Origin of the sequence: Streptomyces sp. ME19-01-6, assembly GCF_033793745.1 — a bacterium.
Lineage (GTDB): Bacteria > Actinomycetota > Actinomycetes > Streptomycetales > Streptomycetaceae > Streptomyces.
This window is the reverse complement of record NZ_JARAXF010000003.1, coordinates 500,564-524,296: the sequence shown is the minus strand read 5'-3', so window position 1 is coordinate 524,296 and position 23,733 is coordinate 500,564. Positions and strand designations below refer to the sequence as shown.

Annotated in this window: 20 protein-coding genes; 12 read left to right on the top strand and 8 right to left on the bottom strand. The window is 69.6% G+C overall.

The genetic code is table 11. The features are described 5' to 3' along the window. Window positions 1-159 precede the first annotated feature (159 nt). The 4 genes from PV419_RS08990 to PV419_RS08975 all read right to left on the bottom strand — a co-directional run bounded on the left by PV419_RS08990 (window position 160) and on the right by PV419_RS08975 (window position 2,429). A complete protein-coding gene (locus tag PV419_RS08990; protein ID WP_319687280.1) occupies window positions 160-510 on the bottom strand; it encodes an FAD-binding protein in 351 nt (116 codons plus the stop codon). A 57-nt stretch (window positions 511-567) separates the two neighbouring features. After that, window positions 568-765, bottom strand: a complete 198-nt coding sequence (locus PV419_RS08985; protein ID WP_319687278.1) for a hypothetical protein — start codon at window positions 763-765, stop codon at window positions 568-570. A 96-nt stretch (window positions 766-861) separates the two neighbouring features. After that, window positions 862-1,002, bottom strand: a complete 141-nt coding sequence (locus PV419_RS08980; protein WP_319687276.1) for a hypothetical protein — start codon at window positions 1,000-1,002, stop codon at window positions 862-864. Beyond that, window positions 999-2,429, bottom strand: coding sequence for a M1 family metallopeptidase (locus PV419_RS08975; RefSeq protein WP_319687274.1), 1,431 nt, complete (start codon window positions 2,427-2,429; stop codon window positions 999-1,001). The genes PV419_RS08980 and PV419_RS08975 overlap by 4 nt, the downstream gene beginning before the upstream one ends. Before the next feature lie 213 nt (window positions 2,430-2,642). Between PV419_RS08975 and PV419_RS08970 the strand changes: the two genes are divergently transcribed. The 6 genes from PV419_RS08970 (at window position 2,643) to PV419_RS08945 (ending at window position 10,025) form a co-directional block, all read left to right on the top strand. Then, entirely contained in the window at window positions 2,643-3,395 is a 753-nt protein-coding gene (locus PV419_RS08970; protein ID WP_319687273.1) for a GntR family transcriptional regulator, read from the top strand. 472 nt (window positions 3,396-3,867) lie between these two features. After that, window positions 3,868-5,562, top strand: a complete 1,695-nt coding sequence (locus tag PV419_RS08965) for an APC family permease (protein ID WP_319687271.1) — start codon at window positions 3,868-3,870, stop codon at window positions 5,560-5,562. 219 nt (window positions 5,563-5,781) lie between these two features. Then, window positions 5,782-5,967 carry an SPOR domain-containing protein gene (locus tag PV419_RS08960; protein ID WP_319687269.1) on the top strand — a complete coding sequence of 62 codons (186 nt, stop codon included), beginning with the start codon at window positions 5,782-5,784 and terminating at the stop codon, window positions 5,965-5,967. A gap of 65 nt (window positions 5,968-6,032) precedes the next feature. Further along, the gene (locus PV419_RS08955) at window positions 6,033-6,428 is read left to right on the top strand and encodes a (deoxy)nucleoside triphosphate pyrophosphohydrolase (protein ID WP_319687267.1); all 396 of its coding nucleotides are present in this window, start codon (window positions 6,033-6,035) and stop codon (window positions 6,426-6,428) included. A gap of 188 nt (window positions 6,429-6,616) precedes the next feature. Then, window positions 6,617-7,060 (top strand): ATP-binding protein, encoded by a 444-nt coding sequence (locus tag PV419_RS08950; RefSeq protein WP_319687565.1) that lies wholly within the window; start codon window positions 6,617-6,619, stop codon window positions 7,058-7,060. Window positions 7,061-7,229: 169 nt separating this feature from the next. Continuing rightward, window positions 7,230-10,025 carry a SpoIIE family protein phosphatase gene (locus PV419_RS08945; RefSeq protein WP_319687265.1) on the top strand — a complete coding sequence of 932 codons (2,796 nt, stop codon included), beginning with the start codon at window positions 7,230-7,232 and terminating at the stop codon, window positions 10,023-10,025. 40 nt (window positions 10,026-10,065) lie between these two features. On the opposite strand, the gene PV419_RS08940 is transcribed toward PV419_RS08945, so the two are convergent. The 4 genes from PV419_RS08940 to PV419_RS08925 all read right to left on the bottom strand — a co-directional run bounded on the left by PV419_RS08940 (window position 10,066) and on the right by PV419_RS08925 (window position 14,345). Further along, a complete protein-coding gene (locus PV419_RS08940) occupies window positions 10,066-10,836 on the bottom strand; it encodes a succinate dehydrogenase/fumarate reductase iron-sulfur subunit (protein ID WP_319687262.1) in 771 nt (256 codons plus the stop codon). A 211-nt stretch (window positions 10,837-11,047) separates the two neighbouring features. Next, window positions 11,048-13,009 (bottom strand): fumarate reductase/succinate dehydrogenase flavoprotein subunit, encoded by a 1,962-nt coding sequence (locus tag PV419_RS08935; RefSeq protein ID WP_319687260.1) that lies wholly within the window; start codon window positions 13,007-13,009, stop codon window positions 11,048-11,050. Window positions 13,010-13,024: 15 nt separating this feature from the next. After that, the gene (locus PV419_RS08930) at window positions 13,025-13,870 is read right to left on the bottom strand and encodes a hypothetical protein (RefSeq protein WP_319687258.1); all 846 of its coding nucleotides are present in this window, start codon (window positions 13,868-13,870) and stop codon (window positions 13,025-13,027) included. 190 nt (window positions 13,871-14,060) lie between these two features. Continuing rightward, the gene (locus PV419_RS08925; RefSeq protein WP_319687256.1) at window positions 14,061-14,345 is read right to left on the bottom strand and encodes a hypothetical protein; all 285 of its coding nucleotides are present in this window, start codon (window positions 14,343-14,345) and stop codon (window positions 14,061-14,063) included. Window positions 14,346-14,668: 323 nt separating this feature from the next. Here PV419_RS08925 and PV419_RS08920 point away from each other — a divergent pair, with 323 nt between their 5' ends. The 6 genes from PV419_RS08920 to PV419_RS08895 all read left to right on the top strand — a co-directional run bounded on the left by PV419_RS08920 (window position 14,669) and on the right by PV419_RS08895 (window position 23,723). Continuing rightward, window positions 14,669-16,723 carry an ABC transporter family substrate-binding protein gene (locus tag PV419_RS08920; protein ID WP_319687254.1) on the top strand — a complete coding sequence of 685 codons (2,055 nt, stop codon included), beginning with the start codon at window positions 14,669-14,671 and terminating at the stop codon, window positions 16,721-16,723. A gap of 92 nt (window positions 16,724-16,815) precedes the next feature. Further along, window positions 16,816-17,478: a hypothetical protein gene (locus tag PV419_RS08915; RefSeq protein WP_319687252.1), complete on the top strand. Its 663-nt coding sequence runs from the start codon at window positions 16,816-16,818 to the stop codon at window positions 17,476-17,478. Window positions 17,479-17,636: 158 nt separating this feature from the next. Then, window positions 17,637-19,502 carry a translational GTPase TypA gene (gene typA / locus PV419_RS08910; RefSeq protein WP_319687250.1) on the top strand — a complete coding sequence of 622 codons (1,866 nt, stop codon included), beginning with the start codon at window positions 17,637-17,639 and terminating at the stop codon, window positions 19,500-19,502. Between the two features lie 532 nt (window positions 19,503-20,034). Then, on the top strand, window positions 20,035-21,681 hold the full coding sequence (locus PV419_RS08905; RefSeq protein WP_319687248.1) for an ABC transporter substrate-binding protein: 1,647 nt from the start codon (window positions 20,035-20,037) through the stop codon (window positions 21,679-21,681). A gap of 157 nt (window positions 21,682-21,838) precedes the next feature. Beyond that, window positions 21,839-22,765 (top strand): ABC transporter permease, encoded by a 927-nt coding sequence (locus PV419_RS08900; RefSeq protein ID WP_319687246.1) that lies wholly within the window; start codon window positions 21,839-21,841, stop codon window positions 22,763-22,765. Next, complete coding sequence (locus PV419_RS08895) at window positions 22,758-23,723, top strand: ABC transporter permease (protein WP_319687244.1); 966 nt, start codon at window positions 22,758-22,760, stop codon at window positions 23,721-23,723. Before PV419_RS08900 ends, PV419_RS08895 begins: the two co-directional genes overlap by 8 nt. Window positions 23,724-23,733: the final 10 nt, after the last annotated feature.

Here is a 23,733-nt window from a genome sequence, read left to right as displayed (position 1 = left end):
CGCCGGGGGAGCGGAACCGTAGCGGGTCACCACCCCGAAGTTGCCGCCGCCGCCTCCGGTGTGCGCCCACCACAGATCCCGGTGTGGGTCGCCGTCCTCGCGGGTGGCCACGACCGTGCGCACCCGCCCGCCGCCGTCCACGGTGACGACCTCGACCCCCTACAGGTGGTCGACGGTGAGCCCGTGCAGTCTGCTCAGCGTGCCGAAGCTACCGCCCTGCACATGGCCGCCGACGCCCACCGAGGGACACCAGCCGCCGGGGATGGTCACGCCCCAGCCCAGGTACAGCCTGCGGTACACCTCCCCGAGCGTGGCGCCCGCCTCGACCGCGAAGGCGTTGCGCCCCGGGTCGAAGTAGACAGCCGTCATTCCGGACATATCGATGATCATCCGGACCTCGGGATTGTCGACGAAGTCCTCGAAGCAGTGCCCACCGCTGCGCACCGCGACGCGCAGGCCGCCGCGCACCGCGTCCCGCACCGCCTCCTCCACCTGCCCGGTGCTGCCCACGAGGCGCACCTGATCGGGCGATCCGGTGAAGCGCGCGTCGGTGCCCCGACGCACCAGCTAGTAGCGCTGATCCTTGCTGCCGACCCGCACGGGGCCGAGCGGCGGCGGACAGGTGGCCTCCCGCCCCAGCGGGTGGTGCGCCGCGCCCGCTGCCTGGGCCTCCGCCGCCCCCGCGGCCCCGGCGGCCGAGATACCGATCCCGGTACCGACCGCCGCCGCCGAGCGCAGCACGGAACGTCTGGTCTGCTCCCCCATTGCCCCCCACTCCCCTTGCGTCCCGTTTTTCATGACTCTTACGGATTTGGGTAGGGGTCAAGGTGCCGGAGGGCCTTTAAGCGGATCTAAAACTTTTCAGGCCGGGGCCGGGGCCGGGTCCCCGGCGCCCGGACAACAGCGGACGAAGTCCTGGACGACCGGATTGGCGTCGTCGGCCGGGGCCCAGGCGACGGCGACGACGAGGGTGGTGACGGACCAGTGGGCTGATCGCGTCACGGCTTCTTCGGCTTGCCGTCCGCGTACAGCCAGACGTCGAAGAGGTCCTCGAGGTCCTTGCCCGACTTCTTCTCGCACAGCGCGATGAATTGCGCGGTGTCGGCGTTGCCGTGGCGGTGGTCCCGGGTCCAGGCGCGCAGGATGGTGAAGAAGGTCTTGTCGCCCACGGCCTCGCGCACCTTGTGCAGCACCATCGCCCCGCGTCCGTAGACGGGCGGGTCCGAGATCCGGCCGGCACTGGGCGGGCCGGCGGGTGGGAAGTCCCAGATGCCCTCGCTCTCGTCGTCCGTGCCGTCGTAGAAGTCGTCGAAGACCTCCTGGGCGGTGCGGCCGTTGTGGTCCTCCTCCCACAGCCACTCGGCGTAGGTGGCGAACCCTTCGTTGAGCCACATGTCCTTCCAGGTCCGGGGCGTCACGGAGTTGCCGAACCACTGGTGGGCGAGCTCGTGCACGAGCAGCGGCTCGCTGGGCGGGGACGGGTAGAGCGGCTTGGTCTGGGTCTCCAGGGCGTAGCCGAGGTCGGGCAGGTCGGCGACGATCGCGCCGGTGGAGGAGAAGGGGTACGGGCCGAAGGTCCGGGTCTGCCAGTCGATGACCTCGGTGACCTGATCGGGGACGTCGGTGGCCCGGTCGGCGAGTTCGGGGTCGACGGCGACGTACTGGGGGAGTGTGCCGTCGGTGGTCGTGGTGTGGATGTCGAAGTCGTCGATGGCGACGGTGGCCAGATAGCTCGCCATGGGCTCGTCGGTGTGCCAGCGGAAGGTGGTGTGGTCGCCGTGTTCGGTCCGGAGCGTCAAATCGCCGTTGGACACGGCGGTGTAGCCCTGGGGGACGGTGACGGTGATGTCGTACGCGGCCTTGTCGGAGGGGTGGTGGTTGCCCGGGAACCAGGTCATGGAGCCGGTGGGCTCGCCGACGCCCACGGCCCCGTCGGCCGTCTTGATCCAGCCCTCTTCCGAGCCGTCCGGGTCCGAGATGGTCTTCGGCTCGCCGTCGTAGACGACCGTGGCCTTGAACGTACGGCCCTTGGGGAGGGCGGCGGCGGGGGTGAGCGTCAGCTCTGTGCCGGTGCGCGCGGTTTTCGCGGGTCGGCCGTCGACCGTGGCCTCGCGCACCCGCAGCCCGGCGAGGTCCAGGTGGAAGGAGGTCAGGGCGCGCGTGGTGCGGGCGGTGAGTTCGGCGGTGCCCTTGAGGCGGTGGGAGTCGGGGGCGTAGTCGAGAGTGAGGCGGTAACGGGACACGTCGTAGCCGCCGTTGCCGAGCTTCGGGAAGAGCGGGTCGCCGACCCCGGCGGCGCCGGGCCGCGCCCCGGAGACCCCGGGGGCACGGTCGGCGGCGTCCGTGGCCCCCGCGCCGCCGGTGCAGGCGGCGCACAGCAGCAGGGCGAGGGCGGCGGGCAGCTGCCGCGGGGTGGGGCGAGTGCGCACGGCGGGCTCCTGGAGGCGGGCTGTTGAACGGCGCTGAACGGCAGTGAGCGGTGCTGGGCGTTGATCGCCATTGATACCGGCCTTATGCGTCGTTGTCGAAGTAAACGTCTCTGAGCTGCAGTTCACTACTTCTGGTGAAGCTCTGGCCTTCAGTTGCGAATGACAACCCTCGGTTGCGAAGCTGTTGCCGACTGTCAACCACGGGGAGCGCACGTGGCCTTTGGTGACCAGCCCGCATACCTCCGAGTCGCCGACGACCTCCGGAAGAAGATCACCACCGGCGAGCTGCCACCGCACACCCGTCTCCCCTCCCAGGCCCGCATCCGTGAGGAGTACGGGGTCTCCGACACCGTCGCCCTCGAGGCGCGCAAGGTGCTGATGGCCGAGGGGCTGGTCGAGGGCCGTTCCGGCTCGGGCACGTATGTCCGCGCGCGGCCCGTCCCGCGCCGCCTGGTCCGCACCGGCTTCCGTGCCGGTGGTAAGTCCGACCCGTTCCGCCAGGAGCAGGCCGATGACCGGATCATCGGCAGCTGGGAGGCCGGCAGCGAGCGGGAGGGGGCCGGGCGTGAGACGGCCGAGCGGCTGGGCATCGAGCCAGGTGAGCGGGTCATGCGCACCCGGTATGTGTTCCGGGCCGCGGGGGACGCGGTGATGATCTCCACGTCCTGGGAGCCGCTCGCCATCACCGGCCGCTCGCCCGTCATGCTGCCCGAGGAGGGGCCGCTGGCGGGGCGCGGCGTGGTCGAGCGGATGGCCGCGATCGACGTCGTGGTGGACAACGTGACGGAGGAGGTCTCCGCGCGGCCCGGCCGGGCGGAGGAGGTGCTGACGCTGGGCGGGGTGCCGGGTCACGCCGTACTCGTCATCTCGCGCACGCACTTCGCGGGTGGCCGCCCCGTCGAGACGGCCGATGTGGTGGTGCTGGCCGAGCGGTATCGCGTCGCGTACCACCTCCCGGTGCGGTGACGGTCCGGGCCGGACCTGTCCGCTCGCGGATGCCACTGCCGACCATTCCTCAACTCCGGCATTCACGAATGGATTTGAGCTGCATTTGAGCTCGGTGGAATTTGAGGTGGATTTGAGGTCCGTGGCCGCTGCATGAAAACCGGCACATCGTGCGCAACTCGCGTCACCCAGCCATCCGGGCCCATTCGCGGTATCTGTGCACGAACATTGAGGAAGAGTCGCCGCTTCTCTGGCGAGTTATAGGCGATTACGAACGGGGTTAATAAGTCCCGTGCCCGGTCCGTAAAGATTTCGCGAAGGGCCCGCCAGATGCGTCTTGACTTATGCTTCTCATGGATTTTACCAGTGATTGACCTGCGCTGATGCCATTTCGAGGACATCCGTGAGAGCCGGACCTCAAACTCAGCTCAAACCCATGAGGAACCCCTTCAATTCGCTTGTACGATGACGGCCGTTTGCATCAGGTACAGCTATGGGGACGAAGGGAGTGTCAGGGACGTTGAGCACTGAACAAGGTTCCCACTCGCATTACAAAAGGTCGCTCGGGACGGTGTCGCTCACCGCGGTCGGCCTCGGTTCCATCATTGGATCTGGCTGGCTCTTCGGTGCCGAACGAGCCGCGTCGCTGGCCGGCCCCGCCGCTATTCTCGCCTGGGTGATCGGTGCCGCGGTGGCACTCACCATCGCGCTGACCTACTCCGAGCTCGGCTCGATGTTCCCCAAGGCCGGCGGCATGGTCCGGTACGGGCAGTACTCGCACGGCTCGCTCGCCGGCTATCTGGCCGCCTGGGCCAACTGGATCGCCATCGTCTCGGTGATCCCGGGTGAGGCCACGGCCTCCATCCAGTACATGAGCTCCTGGGACTTCCGCTGGGCGAAGCACCTGTACGACGGGAAGGAGCTGACCGGAACCGGCGTCATCCTCGCCTCCGTCCTGCTGGTCTTCTACTTCTTCCTCAACTGGTTCGCGATCACCCTCTTCGCGAAGACCAACACCGCGATCACCGTCTTCAAGGTGGTCGTCCCGACGCTGACCGCGGGCGCCCTGCTGCTGGCCCACTTCGACAGCGGCAACTACAGCGACAACGGCGGCTTCACCCCCAACGGCTGGAGCTCGGTGTTCACCGCCGTCGCGGTCTCCGGCATCGTCTGGGCGTACAACGGCTTCCAGTCCCCGCTCAACATGGCGGGCGAGGCGCGCAACCCCGGCAAGTCCCTGCCCAAGGCCGTCATCAGCTCCATCATCATCTCGCTGGTGATCTACGTCGCCCTGCAGGTCGCCTTCCTGGGCGCGGTCCCGGCCGCCGACCTGTCGCACGGCGGCTGGTCCGGCCTGTCCTTCAACTCCCCGCTCGCCGACCTGTCCACGGCCTGGGGCCTGAACTGGCTGGCGCTGCTGCTGTACGCGGACGCCTTCATCTCCCCGTCCGGCACCGGCATGATCTACGCCGCCACCACCTCCCGCATGATCCACGGTGTGCAGGAGAACGGCCACCTGCCGAAGGTCTTCGGCAAGGTCGACCCCAAGACCGGCATCCCGCGCCCGGCGCTGCTGCTCAACCTGGTGATCGCTTTCGCGTTCCTCGCGGTCTTCCGCGGCTGGGGCTCGCTCGCCGAGATCGTCTCCGTCGCGACCGTCATCTCGTACATCACCGGCCCGGTCGCCGTGATGTCGCTGCGCCGCCTCTCCCCGGACCTGCCGCGCCCGGTGAAGCTGCGCGCGATGCCGATCATCGCGCCGGTCGCGATGGTCTTCGGCTCGCTCGTCCTGTATTGGGCCCGCTGGCCGCTGACCGGCAAGGTCATCTTCATCATGGCGATCGGCCTGCCGATCTGGGCCTGGTACGAGCTGCGCAAGCCGTGGGCCGAGCTGAAGCCGCACCTGCTGGCGGGCGCCTGGATGGTGTCGTACCTGCTGGTCATGGCGCTGGTCTCGTGGGCCGGCGGTAAGGATTACGGCGGCCACGGCTATCTGCCGGAGGGCTGGGACATCCTGATCGTGGCCGTGATCGGTCTGTTCTTCTACGCCTGGGGCGTGAGCAGCGCCTGGCGCAACCCGACCCTGGTGCAGGCCGAGCAGGAGCTGACCGCCGCCGCCAAGGCCGAGGCCGAGGCCGCGGGCGAGGCGGACGACGACCGGCGCGAGAAGGCGGCCGCGGGCGTCTGACCCGGTGCGGGCCGGACGAGGTGCCGCCCTGGCGGGGCGAAACCTCGACCGGCCACGCCGCCGACGACCGGCGGCATGGCCGGATGAGTACCTCGTTGTAAGAAGGCGTATCCGGTGCGTGAAGGTTGGGCGTAGGCTCGGGCATATGCGGATCGGGAATTCCTTACCGGAGTCACGGAGGCGTGCGCGGGGGCGCGCCAGATTGGAGGGGGCGGACCGATGAGTGACAGCAATGCCGTCCTGCCATGGCTCGTCATCCGCCAGGACGACAACGGCAACCGCTATCGCGTCGGCCGTTACGCCACCAAGACCGAGGCCCAGGAAGTGGCCGAGCGGCTCGACTCGCAGAGCAAGGAGCAGCTCTACGTCGTCGAGCGGACCGCGGCCTCCCGCCAAGCCCGCTGATTCCCCTCTTCCGCCTCCTCTCACCGTCCGCGCCACCCTTGGGAGACTCCCGTAGGGTGCGGCGCATGACGGTGCGCGTGGTGGTGGGCGGAGCGGTGTTCGACCAGGGGCGGCTGCTGGCCGCGCGGCGCAGCGCCCCGCCCGAGCTCGCGGGCCGCTGGGAACTGCCCGGCGGCAAGGCCGAGCCCGGCGAGACGCCGCAGCAGACCCTCGTGCGTGAGTTGCGCGAGGAGCTGGGTGTCGAGGTGCGGCCGCTGGAGCGGCTGCCCGGAGAGTGGACCTTGAAGCCCGGGTACGTCCTGCAGGTGTGGACCGCGGAGCTGCGCTCCGGCGAACCGCGCCCGCTGGAGGACCACGACGAGCTGCGCTGGCTCCCGCCCGACCGCGTGGACGAGGTCGACTGGCTGGACGAGGACCGTCCGGCGGTGGCCGAGGCGGTACGGCGGCTGCTGAGGGCCTAACGGCCCGCCTCCGGCCCCATGCGGCCCGCGCCCCGCGCTCACGGGCACCTCAGGACACCTCAGGATCCCTCAGGCCCCTCCAGGCCCCTTCAAGGCAGTGGACGGTACTCCGACCCGGATATCGGGTATGTACTGATTAACCTCCCTGAATCCATACATTCCGGTGAGGCTTGGACATGTCGGGGGAAGTGATCGGCGTGACGGACAGCGCAGGAGCGGCTGGGGCCGGGCCCGAACGGCCGGGCTCCGTCGAGTGGGTTATCCCCGCCGACCCCGGGGCCGTGCGGGTGGTCCGCGCCCAGGTGCGCGAGGCGCTGGACCACTGGGGCCTGGCGGCGCTGTGCGATGTGACGGTGTTGCTGGTGAGTGAATTGGTCACCAATGCGCTGCGGCATGCCAGTGGCCCGATCGGCGTCCGTATGTACGCCCGGCGCGAACGCGCCGTGGGGGGCCCGGTCCTGCTGGTCGAGGTTTCCGACCCGCTCGCCGATCCGCCGCGCGAGCGCGTGGCCGCCCCGGAGGACGAGGGCGGCCGCGGTCTGCGGTTGGTGGCCCACAGCGCGCTGCGCTGGGGCGCCCGGAGTGACGTCGCCGGGAAAACGGTGTGGTTCGAGCTGGCTCTGCCCGGTTAAGAGTGTGAGAGAGCACTGATCTTGAGCGCTTGTCAAAAAGTTGGGACCGAACCCGAACGCGGGCTGAGATAGTGCTGTGATCGTGAAGACCGTACTCCGGATGGCCGAGGTGCTGGATACTCGCTATCTGAGAGCCGGTCGGAGCACCTGAGCCGGAGGGGACGGGCGCATGAGCGAGAAGCCAGCGGGGGCGGATATGCCCGAGGAGGCGGTTGGTTCGCAGATGTCGCCGGAGTCGCGTACTTCCTCATCGTCGCGTTCGCCCCTCTCGTCCGCCTCATCTTCTTCGCCGCCCTCGCCCTCTTCATCTTCTGTGTCTGCCTCTTCTTCCTTGCCCGTTCCGTACCGATTGCCGGATTCCCCCCTGTCCTCCGCCCCGCCGGTGTGGCAGAGCAGCTCGCCCGGCTCCATCTACGACTACATCCGGGTCGCCTCCTTCTCGCTGGGGCCCGACGGCCGGATCGCCCAGTGGAGCCGGCGTGCCACCGAGCTCTTCGGGCTGAGTGCCGAACAGGCCATCGGCAAGGACCCGGTGGAGGCGTTCGTGCCGCCCGAGCTGCACGAGGCCAGCCGCCGTACGGTCGCCGACATCCTCGACGGCAGGGAGTGGACCGGCCTCGTCCCGTATCACAACCCCCAGGCGGCGCACGGGCACGGAATCGCCGAGGTCTATGTGATGCCGGCCGAGACCGAGGGCGGTGAGCGATCCGCCCTGTGTATCGCCGTCGATGTGACGGCTCTGCGCGGGCTGGAGACCGACCTCGCCGCGTCGCAGGCCGTTTTCGGTCAATCTCCGCTCGGTTTCTTTCTCTTCGGTACCGATTTGCGCATGCTCCGCGTCAATGAGCGGTTTGCCACCGTTTTCGGCCGCCCCGCCGAGGCATATCGCGGCGCCTCCGCGTACGACCTGCTCCCGCGCGGCGAAGCCGACCGGCTCGCCGCAGCCCTGCGCCAAGTCCTCGACAGCGGGCAGCCGCTGACCGATATGCCCATCGTGGGCACCGTGCCCGGCAACCCCGAGCGGCGCCGCTGGTCGGTCTCGCTGTACCGGCTGCACAGCGGCTCGGGCCGGCCCATCGGCGTCGCCGGGCTGGCCACCGATGTCACCGGCCGCCGCCGCGCCGAGCAGGAGGCCGCGGGGGTACGCCGCAACCTGGCGCTGCTCAACGAGGCCGGGGCCCGAATAGGCACCTCCCTCGACCTGGAGACCACCGCGCGCGAGCTGCTGGACGTGGCCGTACCGCAGTTCTGCGACCTGGCCTCCGTCGACCTCTACCAGGGGCTGCTCTCCGGCGACGAGGCCCCGCCCGGACTGGCCGACGGCAGCGCCGAATTGCGCCGGGTGGCCTTCGCCAGCGCCGTCTCGGCCGGGCCGGTCGGCTTCGGCGACAGCTACCTGGCCGGCGGCGACGGAGCGGGCGGCGTCACCAAGCCCGTCCAGGTCGGCGAGGTGCACCGCTACCCCTTCAACTCGCCCAGCGCTGTGGCCCTGCGCACCGCCCGGGCCCGCGTCGTCCCCGGCCGGGACAGCGGCGAGAGCCTCGAGCTGGGCACGATGCTGCAGTCCACGCTGGTGGTGCCGATGGTCGCGCGCGACACGGTCGTCGGCCTCGCCCAGTTCTCCCGCACCAAGGGCAGCGAGCCCTTCGGCGAGCGGGACACCGCCCTGGCCGTCGAGCTGGCCGCCCGCGCGGCCGTCTCCATCGACAACGCCCGCCTCTACCGCAGAGAGCACGAGCGCGCGCTGATACTGCAGCGCAGCTTGCTGCCGCCCGGCGACCCGGAGGCCGCCGGGCTCGACATCGCCTGCCGCTATCTGCCGGGCAACGCGGCGACCGAGGTGGGCGGCGACTGGTTCGACGTCATCGAGCTGCCCGGCCACCGCACGGCCCTGGTGGTCGGCGATGTGATGGGCCGCGGCCTGCGCGCCGCCGTCGCCATGGGCGAGCTGCGCACCGCCGTACGGACCCTGGCCCTGCTCGACCTGGAACCCGCCGAGGTCCTCTCCGCGCTCGACGAGATCGCCAGCGGGCTCGGCGCGCCCGGCGGCTCGCACGCCGGAGGCCGGGCGGGCTCGCGCGCCCTGGCCCGCGGCGGCAAGGCCGCCGACGGCTCCTCCGACCTCTCGGGCCTGGCCGAGGTGTACCTCGCCACCTGCGTCTACGCCGTCTACGACCCGGTCACCCGCCGCTGCACCTTCGCCAACGCCGGACATCCGCCCCCTGTCCTCGTCGAACCGGGCGAGCCCGCCCTGCTGATGGAGGTCCCGCCCGGCATGCCGCTGGGCGTCGGCGGCGAGCCGTTCGAGGAGATCGAGGTCGAGCTCCCCGACGGCGCGCTGCTGGCCCTCTACACCGACGGCCTGGTCGAGTCCCGCGACCACACCCTGGACGAGGGCCTGCAGGCCCTGCGCGCGGCCCTCAACACCCCGGACAGCGTGGTGTCCCTGGAGGACGTCTGCGACCACGTTCTGAGCACCCTGGACACCCACCACGGCGAGGACGACATCGCCCTGCTCATGGCCAGGATGCAGGGCCTGTCGGCGGACTCGGTCGGCGACTGGCAGCTGCCCAGCGAGCCCAAGTCGGTCGGCCGCGCCCGTGAACTGGCCCGGCAGCAGCTGGAGGCCTGGGGCATGGACGAGCTGGTGGACACCACCGAGCTGCTGGTGAGCGAGCTGGTCACCAACGCCCTGCGGTACGGCGAGGGCGAGATCCGGCTGCGCCTGCTGCTGGACCGCACGCTGGTCTGCGAGGTCTGGGACAGCGGCCTGGTCCAGCCCCGGCGCCGCCGCGCCCGCGACACCGACGAGGGCGGACGCGGGCTGCAGCTGGTCGGCCTGCTCAGCGCGGGCTGGGGCAGCCGGCGAACGCCGCACGGCAAGACGGTCTGGTTCGAGCTGGCGCTGCCGAACGGGCAGTCGTCGGGCCCGGACTCGGTGGAGGCGCTGCTGAGCATGTGGTGACGGGCCGGGAACGGCCCCCGGCCCACCCCCGCCTTCGGCCTCAGGACTCGCGGCGGCGGATCTTGTTGCCCAGCCACACCAGCGGGTCGTACTTACGGTCCACCGCCCGCTCCTTGAGCGGGATCAGCGCATTGTCCGTGATCTTGATCCCCTCCGGACAGACCTCGGTGCAGCACTTGGTGATGTTGCAGTAGCCGAGACCGTGCTCCTCCTGGGCCGTGCGCTTGCGGTCGATCCCGGTCTCGGCCGCCGCGTCCAGCGGGTGCATGTCCAGTTCGGCGACCCGCATCAGGAACCGGGGCCCGGCGAAGACCTGCTTGTTCTCCTCGAAGTCGCGCACCACATGGCAGGTGTCCTGGCACAGGAAGCACTCGATGCACTTGCGGAACTCCTGGGACCGCCCCACATCCTCCTGCCACATCCGGTACTCGCCCGGTCCCAGGCCCTCGGGCGGTACGAAGGACGGCACCTCGCGCGCCTTGTCGTAGTTGAACGACACATCGGTCACCAGGTCCCGTACGACCGGGAAGGCGCGCAGCGGCGTGATGGTGATCGTCTCGTCGCGTCCGAAAACCGACATCCGGGTCATGCACAACAGCCGGGGCCGCCCGTTGATCTCGGCGCTGCAGGAGCCGCACTTGCCCGCCTTGCAGTTCCAGCGGACCGCCAGGTCCGGGGCCTGGGTCGCCTGGATGCGGTGGACGATGTCCAGAACGACCTCCCCCTCGTTGACCTCGACGTGGAAGTCCTTCAGGCCGCCGCCTTCCACGTCGCCCCGCCACACCTTGAAGTGGGCCTCGTACGCCGTCACCGTGAACCTCCGAGAACGACCGCCCACGAGACGGCTGGTACGATCTCTGACGTGCTGAGCGAGAACCAAGCTGGCACAGCAGCTCCTTTGCTTGCAGTACCAAACCGGGCTGGTTCCAACCCGGCTGGTGTTGATCGTGTAAGACCTGCCGGTCCGTAGGGCCGCGGGCGACGTGAGCCAGGAATCCCCTTGCCTTCAGCTGGGGGAGGGTTCAATGGGTCAGCTCCTCGTCCGTCAGGTACTTCATCAGCTCGTCCTTTTCGAACAGGCCGAGCAGATCGGGCCGGATGGGCGGGGTCTGGCGCCGCTCCAGCCGGATCTGCCCCTGCCGCGAGTCCGGCGCCGCCAGCCCGCCCGAGGGGTCGGCGAGCCGGCACACCAGGTTGACCGGCCGCCACTCGCGGTCCATCTCCGGATAGTCGTCGCGGGTGTGCCCGCCGCGGCTCTCGGTCCGTTCCAGCGCGGCGCGCGCCACGCACTCGCTGACCAGCAGCATGTTGCGCAGATCGATGGCCAGGTGCCAGCCGGGGTTGAACTGCCGGTGCCCCTCCACCCCGGCGCGCCGCGCCCGCACCCGCAGGCCGGCCAGGCGGTGCAGCGCCTCCTGCATCTCCCCGGCCTTCCTGATGATGCCCACCAGGTCGTTCATGGTCTGCTGCAGCTCCTGGTGGAGCGTGTACGGGTTCTCGGCCGGAACCGTGGATCCCTGCGCGAGGCCGGGGTCGCCGTCCTCCGCGCTGAACGGGCGCAGCGCCTCGGCCGCCGCCAGGTCGATCTGCGCGTCGTCCGGCACAGGCCGCCGCTCCGCCGTGGCAGTCTCCTCCGCGTACCGGGCCGCGTACAGCCCCGCGCGCCGGCCGAAGACCAGCAGGTCGGACAGGGAGTTGCCGCCCAGCCGGTTGGAGCCGTGCATCCCGCCCGCGACCTCGCCCGCGGCGAACAGGCCGGGCACTCCGGTCGCGGCCGTGGTGTCCGGGTCGACGTCCACCCCGCCCATCACGTAGTGGCAGGTCGGGCCCACCTCCATGGGCTCGGCGGTGATGTCGACGTCCGCCAGCTCCTTGAACTGGTGGTGCATGGAGGGCAGCCGCCGCTTGATGACCTCGGCGGACATCCGGGTGGAGACATCGAGGAAGACCCCGCCGTGCGGGGAGCCGCGGCCCGCCTTGACCTCGGAATTGATGGCGCGGGCGACCTCGTCGCGGGGGAGCAGCTCGGGCGGGCGGCGGTTGTGGTCCGGGTCCTCGTACCAGCGGTCGCCCTCGTCCTCGGTCTGCGCGTACTTCTCCTTGAAGACGTCCGGGATGTAGTCGAACATGAAGCGCTTGCCCTCGCTGTTGCGCAGCACCCCGCCGTCGCCGCGCACCGACTCGGTCACCAGGATGCCCTTGACCGAGGGCGGCCAGACCATGCCGGTCGGGTGGAACTGCACGAACTCCATGTTCACCAGCGGCGCCCCGGCCAGCAGCGCCAGCGCGTGGCCGTCGCCGGTGTACTCCCAGGAGTTGGACGTCACTTTGAAGGACTTGCCGATGCCGCCGGTGGCCAGCACCACCGCGGGGGCCTCGATGGTGAAGAAGCGGCCGGACTCGCGCTCGTAGCCGAAGACCCCGGCGACCCGCTCTCCCGCCTCGTCCTTGAGGACGCGGGTGACCGTGCACTCCTGGAAGACCTTCAGCCGCGCCTCGTAGTCGCCGAACTCGGCCTTGTCCTCCTGCTGCAGGGAGACGATCTTCTGCTGGAGGGTGCGGATCAGCTCCAGGCCGGTGCGGTCCCCGACGTGGGCGAGGCGTGGATACTCATGGCCGCCGAAGTTCCGCTGGGAGATCTTGCCCTCGGGGGTGCGGTCGAAGAGCGCGCCCCAGGTCTCCAGCTCCCAGACCCGGTCCGGCGCCTCCTGGGCGTGCAGCTCCGCCATCCGCCAGTGGTTGAGGAACTTCCCGCCGCGCATGGTGTCCCGGAAGTGCACCTGCCAGTTGTCGCCCTCGTTGACATTGCCCATGCTGGCGGCGATGCCGCCCTCGGCCATCACGGTGTGGGCCTTGCCGAAGAGCGATTTGCAGATGACGGCGCAGCGCTTGCCCTGCTCGCGCGCCTCGATCGCGGCCCGCAGCCCGGCGCCGCCGGCGCCGATCACGACCACGTCCCACGACTGCCGTTCGACTTGGGTCATCTTCAGGCACCTCTCCTAGAAAAACCGCGGATCGTCGAAGGCGCCGCTCGCCACCAGATAGACGTAGAAGTCGGCCAGCGCGACGCTCACCAGCGAGGCCCAGGCCAGCGCCATGTGGCGCGCGTTGAGCTTGCTGACCCAGCCCCACAGCCGGTAGCGCACCGGGTGCCGGGAGAAGTGCTTGAGCCGACCGCCGACGATGTGCCGGCAGGAGTGGCAGGAGATGGTGTATGCCCAGATCAGCGCGATGTTGACGAGCAGCACCAGGGTCCCGAGGCCCATGTGGCCCCATCGGCCGTGCTCGTCGCGGAAGCCGAGCACCGTGTCGTAGCTGAGGATCCCGGCGACGATCACCGCGAAGTAGAAGAAGTAGCGGTGGACGTTCTGCAGGATCAGCGGGAAGCGGGTCTCGCCGGAGTACTTCGCGCGCGGCTCGGGGACCGCGCAGGCCGGGGGCGAGGCCCAGAAGCCCCGGTAGTACGCCTTGCGGTAGTAGTAGCAGGTCAGCCGGAAGCCCAGCGGGAAGATCAGGATCAGCAGGGCGGGTGAGAGGCCCCACCACGCGCCGAAGATCTCCCAGTTCGCGCCGCCCTTCATGGGCACGCAGTTCTGCGCGACGCAGGGCGAGTAGAACGGCGAGACATACGGCTCGGCGTAGTAGTCGTCCCCGGAGAAGGCCCGCCAGGTCGAGTAGACGATGAAGGCGAACAACCCGGCGGCGGTGGCCGCGGGCGAGAGCCACCAGCGGTCGGTCCGCAGATGGCGGGCGGGGACGGCGGCGCGCGAGGGCGCGTGCACGCCGTGCGTGGCGGGGTCTTTTCCGGAGGTCGTACGGGCCTGGGGGTCGGTGCCTGTGGCCAAAGGGAACTCCGTGTGGAGTGTGCGGGTGGGGTGGTGGGGCGGCGTTCACACGGCGTGAGGGGCGGGGCACCTCAGGCAGACGCCCGTCGCCTCGGCTGCCGGGTCGCCTCATGGCGGGGCGCCTCATGGCGCGCCGCCTCGTGCCGGGCCGCCGCGTGGGGCGGGGCGCCGGTCACGCCGCGGGGGTGCCTCAGGGCGCGTGGCGGTCGCGCGCGCCGAGCCCCTCGTCGTCGACGTCCGACCAGAGCGCACTGTTGTACGGCGCGTCGGGAACCAGCACCATCTCGGGACTCGACCGCTCGGCGGGGGCGGTCTCGCGCAGCAGGGCGAGGCTCTCGCGCAGGTGGTCCGCGTCGGTACGGACGCGGCGTATCTCCAGGCCGTCGGTGCCGACCGACTGCTCGAGCCGGTGGACAAAACGGACCAGATCGTCGAGACAGCGCTGGACGGCCGTCAAGTCGTCGTTCAAGGACATGACTTGCCCTCACTTCCGCGGTTGCGGTTGGCGACGCTCATGCGACAGCGAGTGTTACGCGTCATGGTCGCGGTTGGGAAGGGATCTGTCGCGATTCGCGGAGCCACCGGAGCGAACACACCCTCGCGCGCGGGGGTGCGCGCCCACCGGATTGACCCGGTCGGGTGATCCTTTCCCCTCCATGGCCGTCTCGGCGTGCTGTTTCCTGAACCGTCGCTTTGAGTGAGGAGTATATGCGATGAGCGTCACAATATGCCAAATATGCACAATCCCGGCTCACCCGGCCTGTCCGGCCGAGCAGGCCCACCCCGGAGGTACGCGTCATGTCCATCGCCAAGCGCCGCCGTGTCGTGCTGCTCGCCGCGGGAGTGCTGCTGCCGCTGCCCTGGGCGAGCGGATGCAGCTCCAGCGGTGACGACAGCTCGCCAGCCGCGGCCCGACGGGACGTGGCCGCGGCCGCCCGCGACGGGGTGGCCGATAAGGGGACGCTGCGCTGGGCCCTGGGCGCGGCGCCCGGGACGTTCAACGCCTTCCAGACCAACGCCGACAGCGGCACCCAGCGGATCGCGGGCGCCGTCCTGCCGTCCCTGTTCACCCTGGACGGCCGGGGCCGCCCGCAGCGCAACCCCGACTACCTCCAGGCCGCCGACGTGGTGGACCGCGAGCCCAAGCAGGTCGTGCGCTACAAGCTCAACCCGAAGGCGGTCTGGACCGACGGGCGCCCGATCGGCGCCGAGGACTTCACCGCCCAGTGGAAGGCGCTGCGCGGCGCGGACGGCGCGTACTGGACGGCCCGCAACGCCGGGTACGACCGCATCGCCAAGGTCGAGCCCGGCGACGGGGAGCACGAGGTCGAGGTCACCTTCGCCAAGCCGTACGCGGACTGGCGCTCGCTGTTCACCCCGCTCTACCCGAAGAGCGTGATGAGCGACCCGGCCGCCTTCAACGACGGGCGGCGCAGGGGGCTGGCGGTGAGCGCCGGCCCGTTCATGATGCGCAGCACCACGGGCGGCACCAAGAGCGTCACGCTGGTGCGCAACCCCCGCTGGTGGGGCGATCGGGCCCGGCTCGACAAGCTGGTCTTCAAGGCCGTGCCGGTCAAGGAGAGGGCCGCCGCGCTGCTGGCCGGGAAGCTCGATCTGGCCGAGGTCGACCGGGCCATGGCCGAACGGATCCAGGACGCGGCCAAGGTGCCCGGGAAGAACAAGGAGAACAAGGAGAACAAGGGGAAGAACGGGCAGGCCGGGGCCGAGCCGTCGGCCCGGCACGGGGCCGCGGCCGGGACGGACCTGGCGGCGGGCGGCCGGGACGCCGCCGACGCGATGCGCGCCTGGGCGGAGGCGAACGCCTCGAAGGAGACACGGGCGAAGAAGGCGGCCCTGCGCAGGCTCACCGTGCGCAAGGCCCTGGAGCCCGCGTACACCCAGCTCGCCCTGAACGGTACCAAGGGCCCGCTCGCCGACGAGCGGGTGCGCCGCGCCGTGGCTCGCGCGATCGACCGCAAGGACCTCGCGAAGCTGGTGCTGGGGCCCCTGGACCTGCCCACCAAGCCGCTCGGCAACCATCTGCTGATGGCCGGCCAGCAGGGCTACAAGGACCACAGCGGCGCCATCGGCGGCAAGGACACCCACGCCGCCCAGGCCCTGCTCGCCGACGCGGGCTGGCGCGCCGACTCAGCCTCGGCCCGGCAGAAGGCGCTCGGAGCCAAGACGGACGAGCAGGGTCACGACGCCGCGCGGGACAAGCGGGACGGCGAGCAGCGGGGCGGCGGGAAGCAGGACGGCGGCCGAGGGGCGGGCCCCGACGCGGGCCGCTCCGGGCGGACCGGGCGCGCCGCCACGGCCGTCGTGCGCAAGCACGGCCAGCCGCTGGAGCTGCGCTTCGTGGTGCCGACGGGCGCCGGCACCGCCCCGCTGGGCACGGTCGGCGAGCGCATCGCGCGGATGCTGGAGGCGATCGGCGTCCGCACCAAGATCACCAAGGTCTCGGGCAGCGGCTACTTCAAGGACCACATCGCCTCCGGCGACTACGACCTCGCCCTCTACTCCTGGCCCGCCAGCGCCTACCCCGCCACCGACGCCCGCCCCATCTACGCCAAGCCGCAGCCCGCCGCCGACGGCTCGCTGGTCGTCGAGCAGAACTACACCCGGGTCGGCACGGACCAGATCGACCAGCTCTTCGACCAGGCGGTCGCCGAGCTGGACTCCGGCTCGTCCCGGGCCCTGGTCAGCCGCGCGGACGCGCGGATCTGGGCGGCGGCCGGGTCGATCCCGCTCTACCAGCGCCCCCAGCTGGTCGCGGCCCGGAAGACGGTGGTCAACGCGGGCGCCTTCGGCTTCGCCACCCCGCGCTACCAGGACATCGGCTTCCGGAAGTAACCCTCAGAACTGCCGCAACTCCCCTGCGGGGCAGGCCGGTCGACGTGCAGCATGGTGCCTGACACGACACTGGACGCACGGGGGAGGGCGACATGAAGCGCGGATTGACCACGGCGGTCGCGGCTGTAGCGATCATGGCAGGGGTGGCGGGCTGTACGTCCGGCGGCTCCGACGCCTCCGACGGCTCCGAGGGGGCCGCCCAGCACCTCTCGGCCGCCAAGGCCTGCGACGACGGCACGTACACCTGGTTCAACGTCTCCCAGCGCTCGGTGCTGACCGACATGAAACCGGGCCGGCACGTCGAGAAGGGGGAGAAGGTCAGCACCAAGGAGGTCGCGGAGGTCGCCCGCTACACCCGGTCCGTCCGCACCGACGGCGCGGATCTGTCCCCGAAGGCCGTGATCCGCGCCCTGGCCGAGCACCTGAAGCTCTCAGATCGCCTCGTCGGCGACGGATCCGGGCCGGACGAGCCCACCACCAAGTACGACTCCTCCGTCGCGTCCGGCGAACGCAAGGCCGAAGCTTCCGGGCGTTATGTTCCCGCCCGCGAGGTCGACCTGGTCGAGGCCGATTTCCATGACAGCTGCGAGGACTCGAGCTTCCAGGACGCGGCGGTCTCGGGTCATGTGGTGACCTGGCAGACCCCGACGCTGTTCGTCGTCGCCTGCGGCGAGAAGCCGGAGAAGAACCGGTCCCAGGGCGAGCGCGAGGCCGCCAGGCTGGGCTGCCGCGAGGGCGACCCCGCGCGGGCCTGAGTCCGGGTACGGGCCGGAAGGACCGGCCCGGCACGGGCGGGGCGGCCGTTACCGCCCCGCCCACGTACCATGGGGTGAGGCCGTGGCGTGATCTGCCCGGCAGGCGGGCGTTCCGGACCGGGCGCGTCGCCATCCACGATTCCGGGAGAAGCGCCGCAGTGCCCACGCGCCACGACATCCGTAACGTTGCCATCGTCGCCCACGTCGACCACGGCAAGACGACCCTCGTCGATGCCATGCTCAAGCAGGCCGGCGCGTTCGCCGCCCACCAGCACGTGGACGACCGGGTCATGGACTCCAACGACCTGGAGCGCGAGAAGGGCATCACCATTCTCGCGAAGAACACCGCCGTCAAGTACCACCCGGCGGACGGCGGGGACCCCGTCACCATCAACATCATCGACACCCCCGGCCACGCCGACTTCGGCGGTGAGGTCGAGCGCGGCCTGTCCATGGTCGACGCGGTCGTGCTGCTGGTGGACGCCTCCGAGGGCCCGCTGCCGCAGACCCGCTTCGTGCTGCGCAAGGCGCTGCAGGCCAAGCTGCCGGTCATCCTGTGCATCAACAAGACCGACCGCCCGGACGCCCGCATCGACGAGGTCGTCAACGAGACGTACGACCTCTTCCTGGACCTGGACGCGACCGAGGAGCAGATCGAGTTCCCGATCGTCTACGCCTGCGCCCGCGACGGCGTGGCCTCGCTGAACAAGCCGGAGGACGGCACCGTCCCGGCCGACAGCGACAGCCTCCAGCCCTTCTTCTCCACCCTCCTGGAGACCATCCCGGCTCCCGAGTACGACGCGAGCGCCCCCCTCCAGGCCCATGTCACCAACCTGGACGCGGACAACTTCCTCGGCCGTATCGCGCTGCTCCGCGTCGAGCAGGGCGAGCTGAAGAAGGGGCAGACCGTCGCCTGGATCAAGCGCGATGGCTCGGTCTCCAACGTCCGGATCACCGAGCTGCTGATGACCGAGGCGCTCACCCGCAAGCCCGCCGAGGTGGCCGGGCCCGGCGACATCTGCGCGGTGGCGGGCATTCCGGACATCATGATCGGCGAGACCCTGGCCGACCCCGAGAACCCGATCGCCCTCCCGCTGATCACGGTCGACGAGCCGGCCATCTCGATGACCATCGGGACCAACACCTCGCCGCTGGTCGGCAAGGGCGGCAAGGGCCACAAGGTCACCGCCCGCATGGTCAAGGACCGCCTCGACAAGGAGCTGGTCGGCAATGTCTCGCTGCGCGTGCTGCCGACCGAGCGCCCGGACGCCTGGGAGGTCCAGGGCCGCGGCGAGCTGGCGCTGGCGATCCTGGTGGAGACCATGCGCCGGGAGGGCTACGAGCTGACCGTCGGCAAGCCGCAGGTGGTCACCAAGGAGATCGACGGCAAGGTCCACGAGCCGGTCGAGCGGATGACCATCGACAGCCCGGAGGAGCACCTGGGCGCCATCACCCAGCTGATGGCGGCGCGCAAGGGCCGCATGGAGACCATGACCAACCATGGCTCCGGGTGGGTCCGGATGGAGTTCGTCGTCCCTTCCCGCGGGCTGATCGGCTTCCGTACGGAGTTCCTGACCGACACCCGCGGCACCGGCATCGCGCACTCCATCTTCGAGGGCCACGAGCCGTGGTTCGGCGAGCTGCGCACCCGTAACAGCGGCTCGCTGGTGGCCGACCGGTCGGGCGCGGTGACCGCCTTCGCGATGACCAATCTGCAGGAGCGCGGCACGCTGTTCGTCTCCCCGGGCACCGAGGTGTACGAGGGCATGATCGTCGGCGAGAACTCCCGCTCCGACGACATGGACGTGAACATCACCAAGGAGAAGAAGCTCACCAACATGCGGTCCTCGACGGCCGATGTGACCGAGTCCCTGGTCCCGCCGCGGCTGCTCTCGCTGGAGCAGTGCCTGGAGTTCTGCCGCGATGACGAGTGCGTGGAGGTGACCCCGGAGACGGTCCGTATCCGCAAGGTCGTCCTCGACCAGAAGAACCGCGCCCGCGCCACCGCCCGCGCGAAGCGGTGACACGCCGCATCGTGGCCGCTCGCGGCCGCGCGTAAAGGCGCCCTGTCGCTCGTAAAAGCACCATGAAAAGTAATACCGGCCGATTACCTGGCGTAATCGGCCGGTATTGCGTCCGCCATATGCCAGCGGCCCGGAATTCCTGCCCTCGGGGTGGGGGTCCGGGCTGTTGCCATGTCAGCAAGATGTCAGTCAAGCTCTTATCCGACGATTAGCGTCCGATTATCGGTGACTGCGCTCCGCATGATGTGTTAACAGTCCGTTTCGCGTGTGTCTGTCTGCGGCAGTTTTGTCCGGATTTCGAAGCTCCGCGCGTAGATCTCGTGACCAAAGCGAGACCCTTTAAGTGTGGTTTACCGGCCTGCCGTGCTCAATTATGGGGTCCGTTGGGCTCGGGTCGATGGGTCACGCGCTGTGGGGAGCGCCGGCCTGCGAGCACACGGGGGGTTCCGGTCCCGTTCGCTGTCAGGGGTGTCAGCGTGTCTCCGGTTGCCCCTTTTTCGTAGTGACAGTGGACTCCTGAGGAGGCAAACCCATGCGCGGTGCCATGAGCGCCAAGTGGGTCGCGATGGCGGCGATTGTGGCGCTGGCCGCAACCGCCTGTGGCGGCGACGGTGGCAGTGACAGCGGCGACAACGACATGAACAAGGGCGCGGCGGACCCGAAGGGGATCCTGACCGCCCAGCTGAGCGAGCCGCAGAACCCGCTCCAGCCGGCGAACCAGAAGGAGAGTCAGGGCAGCCGCGTCATCCGGCAGGTCTTCTCCCAGCTGGTGGGCTACGAGCCGGGCACCGGCAAGCTCACCTACGTCAACGCCGAGTCCGTCACGCCGAACAAGGACTCCTCGGTCTGGACCGTGAAGCTCAAGCCGGGCTGGACGTTCCACAACGGCGAGAAGGTCACCGCCAAGTCCTACGTCGACGCGTGGAACTGGGCGGCCACCACCACCAACAACCAGACCAACTCCAGCTGGTTCCAGGACATCAAGGGCTACGCCGACGTCCACCCGGAGAAGGGCAAGCCCAAGTCCGACAAGATGTCGGGCCTGAAGGTCGTCAACGACAACGAGTTCAAGATCGAGCTGGCCGGCCCGGTCTCGTACTTCGCCTACAAGCTCGGCTACGACGTCTGGTCCCCGCTGCCCAGCGAGTTCTACAAGGACCCCAAGGCGTTCGGTGACCACCCGATCGGCAACGGCCCCTACAAGTTCGTCTCGTGGGACCACAAGAAGCTGATCAAGGTCCGGACGTACGCCGACTACAAGGGCCCGGACAAGCCGAAGAACGGCGGCATCGACTTCAAGAACTACACCACCGCCGAGGCCGCCTACTCCGACCTGCGCTCCAACAACCTCGACTGGATCGAGCAGGTGCCCACCACCGCGCTCACCAACTACAAGAGCGACCTGGGCAAGCGCGCGATCGACGAGGAGTACTCGGCGGTCCAGTCGATCGTCCCGGCCTTCTACACCAAGCAGTTCAAGGACATCGACCCCAAGGTCATCCAGGGCCTGTCGATGGCGATCGACCGCAACACGATCACCAAGACCGTGCTCCACGGCTCGCGCACCCCGGCCGACAGCTACGTCGCCCGCGGTGTGCTCGGCTACAAGGCCGGCGCGCTCAAGGAGCAGGTCAGCTACGACCCGAAGAAGGCCAAGGCCCTCATCGAGGAGGGCGGCGGCGTCCCGGGCAACAAGATCTCGATCCAGTACAACGCGGACCAGGACCACAAGCCCTGGGTCGACGCGGTCTGCAACAGCATCCGCAAGGCCACCGGCGTCGACTGCGTCGGCGACTCCAAGCCGGACTTCCAGGCCGACCTGAACGCCCGTGACAAGCACCAGGTCAAGTCCATGTACCGCGGTGGCTGGGTGCTCGACTACCCGGTCAACTCCAACTTCATGCGCGACCTGTACAGCACCACCGCCGCCGGTAACACCAGCGGCTACTCCAACAAGGAGTTCGACGAGCTCTCCTCGAAGGCCGACAAGGCCGCCACGCTGGACGAGACCGTCAAGCTGTACCAGCAGGCCGAGCAGATCCTCGCCAAGGACATGCCGGCGATCCCGCTGTGGTTCTACAAGGTCAACAGCGGCCAGTCCAACAAGATCTACGGGAAGATTCCCTACGGTCAGGACGGCGACCCCATCTTCACCGACGTCCAGGTGAAGAAGAAGTAAGCATCGGGAACCGCCGGCCGGTGCCGCCCGCTCCCCTCATCCCGGGGAGCGGCGGCACCGGCCCGCAGGCGTCAAGGCCCCGCACCTTGTCCCCCCCTCACCCGGTGGCTGCAGACGAGACGAGGCCTTCGCCGCCCCCCAACGGCATGGAGGCATAATGGGGCGCTACGTCGCCAGGCGACTGCTCCAAATGATCCCGGTCTTCATCGGGACCACACTGTTGATTTTCCTCATGGTCCACGTCCTCCCCGGCGACCCGATCAGGGCGATGTGGGGCGACAAGGCCGCGGACCCCGCGCAGGTCGCGTCGCTGCGCCATGAGTTCGGGCTCGACAAGCCCTTGTGGCAGCAGTACATCGACTACATGGTCAACCTGTTCCAGGGCGACTTCGGCAAGACCTTCGGCGGCCGCCCGGTCATCGACGAGATGACCCAGGCGTTCCCGGTGACCCTCCGCCTCGCCTGGGTGGCCATCACCATCGAAATGCTCGTCGGCATCGGCCTCGGCGCCTGGGCCGGCCTCAAGGCCGGCAAGGCCGCCGACACCGGCGTCCTGATCTTCACGCTCATCGTCATCTCGATGCCGGTCTTCGTCCTCGGCTACCTCGCCCGGTTCGTCTTCGCGGACGAACTCGGCTGGCTGCCGCCCAACGTCCAGGACTCCACCAACCTCGAGCAGCTGATACTCCCCGGCTTCGTGCTCGGCATGCTCTCCATGGCGTACGTGGCCCGGTTGACCCGCACCACCTTCGCCGAGAACCTGCGCGCCGACTACATGCGCACCGCGCTCGCCAAGGGCCTGCCGCGCCGCCGCATCATCGGCGTCCACCTGCTGCGCAACTCGCTCATCCCGGTGGTCACCTTCCTCGGCACGGACGTCGGTACCCTCGTCGGCGGCGCGGTCGTCACCGAGGGCATCTTCAACATCCAGGGCGTCGGAAACCTGCTCTTCAAGGCGCTCGGGCAGCGCGAGGGCACCACGATCGTCGGCACGGTCACGGTCTTCGTCCTCGTCATCCTGCTGATCAACCTGCTGGTCGACCTGCTGTACGCGGTCCTGGACCCGAGGATCCGTTATGCCTGACGTGACCAAGACCAAGACCGACACGGCGGTCGACGCCGTGGCCCCGCCGACCGAGGTGGCAACCGCCCCGGCCGCCGGCCCCGCTGCCCAGGGCAAGCCGCGCTCCCTGTGGGGCGACGCCTGGTACGAGCTGCGCCACCGGCCGATGTTCTGGGTCTCAGCGGTGCTGCTGGTGCTGCTGCTCATGATCGCCGCCTTCCCCGGTCTGTTCACCGACGCCGACCCGCGCGACGCAGACCTGACCAACCACTTCCTGACCAAGCCGGAGCTCACCCACCTCTTCCAGGCGGACTGGTTCGGGTACGACGGCCAGGGCTACTCGGTCTACGCGCGTGTCATCTACGGCACCCGTGCCTCGATCCTGGTCGGCGTCGGCACCACCGTCGTGGTCACGCTCGTCGGCGGGGTGCTCGGCATGCTGGCCGGCTACTTCGGCGGCTGGATCGACTCGGTGATCTCCCGGATCACCGACATCTTCTTCGGCCTGCCGTTCCTGCTCGGCACGATGGTCGTGCTCAACGCCTTCACCGAGCGCAAGGTGTACGTCGTGATCGGCGCCCTGGCGTTCCTCGGCTGGACGACCATCGCCCGGGTGACGCGCAGCTCTGTGATCACCGCCAAGCAGGCGGACTACGTGGTGGCGGCCCGTGCCCTCGGCGCCGGTACGCCCCGGATCCTGCTGCGCCATGTGCTGCCGAACGCGATCGCTCCCACGATCGTCGTCGCGACCATCGCCCTCGGCGCGTACATCTCGGCCGAGGCCACACTGTCCTACCTGGGACTGGGCCTGGCCGACCCGACGGTCTCCTGGGGCGTCGACATCTCGTCGGCCAAGGATGCCATCCGTGACAACCCGCATGTGATGCTGTTCCCGTCGGCGATGCTGAGCCTCACCGTCTTCGCGTTCATCATGCTCGGCGACGCGGTGCGCGACGCCCTCGACCCCAAGCTGCGCTGAGGAGGGCGTA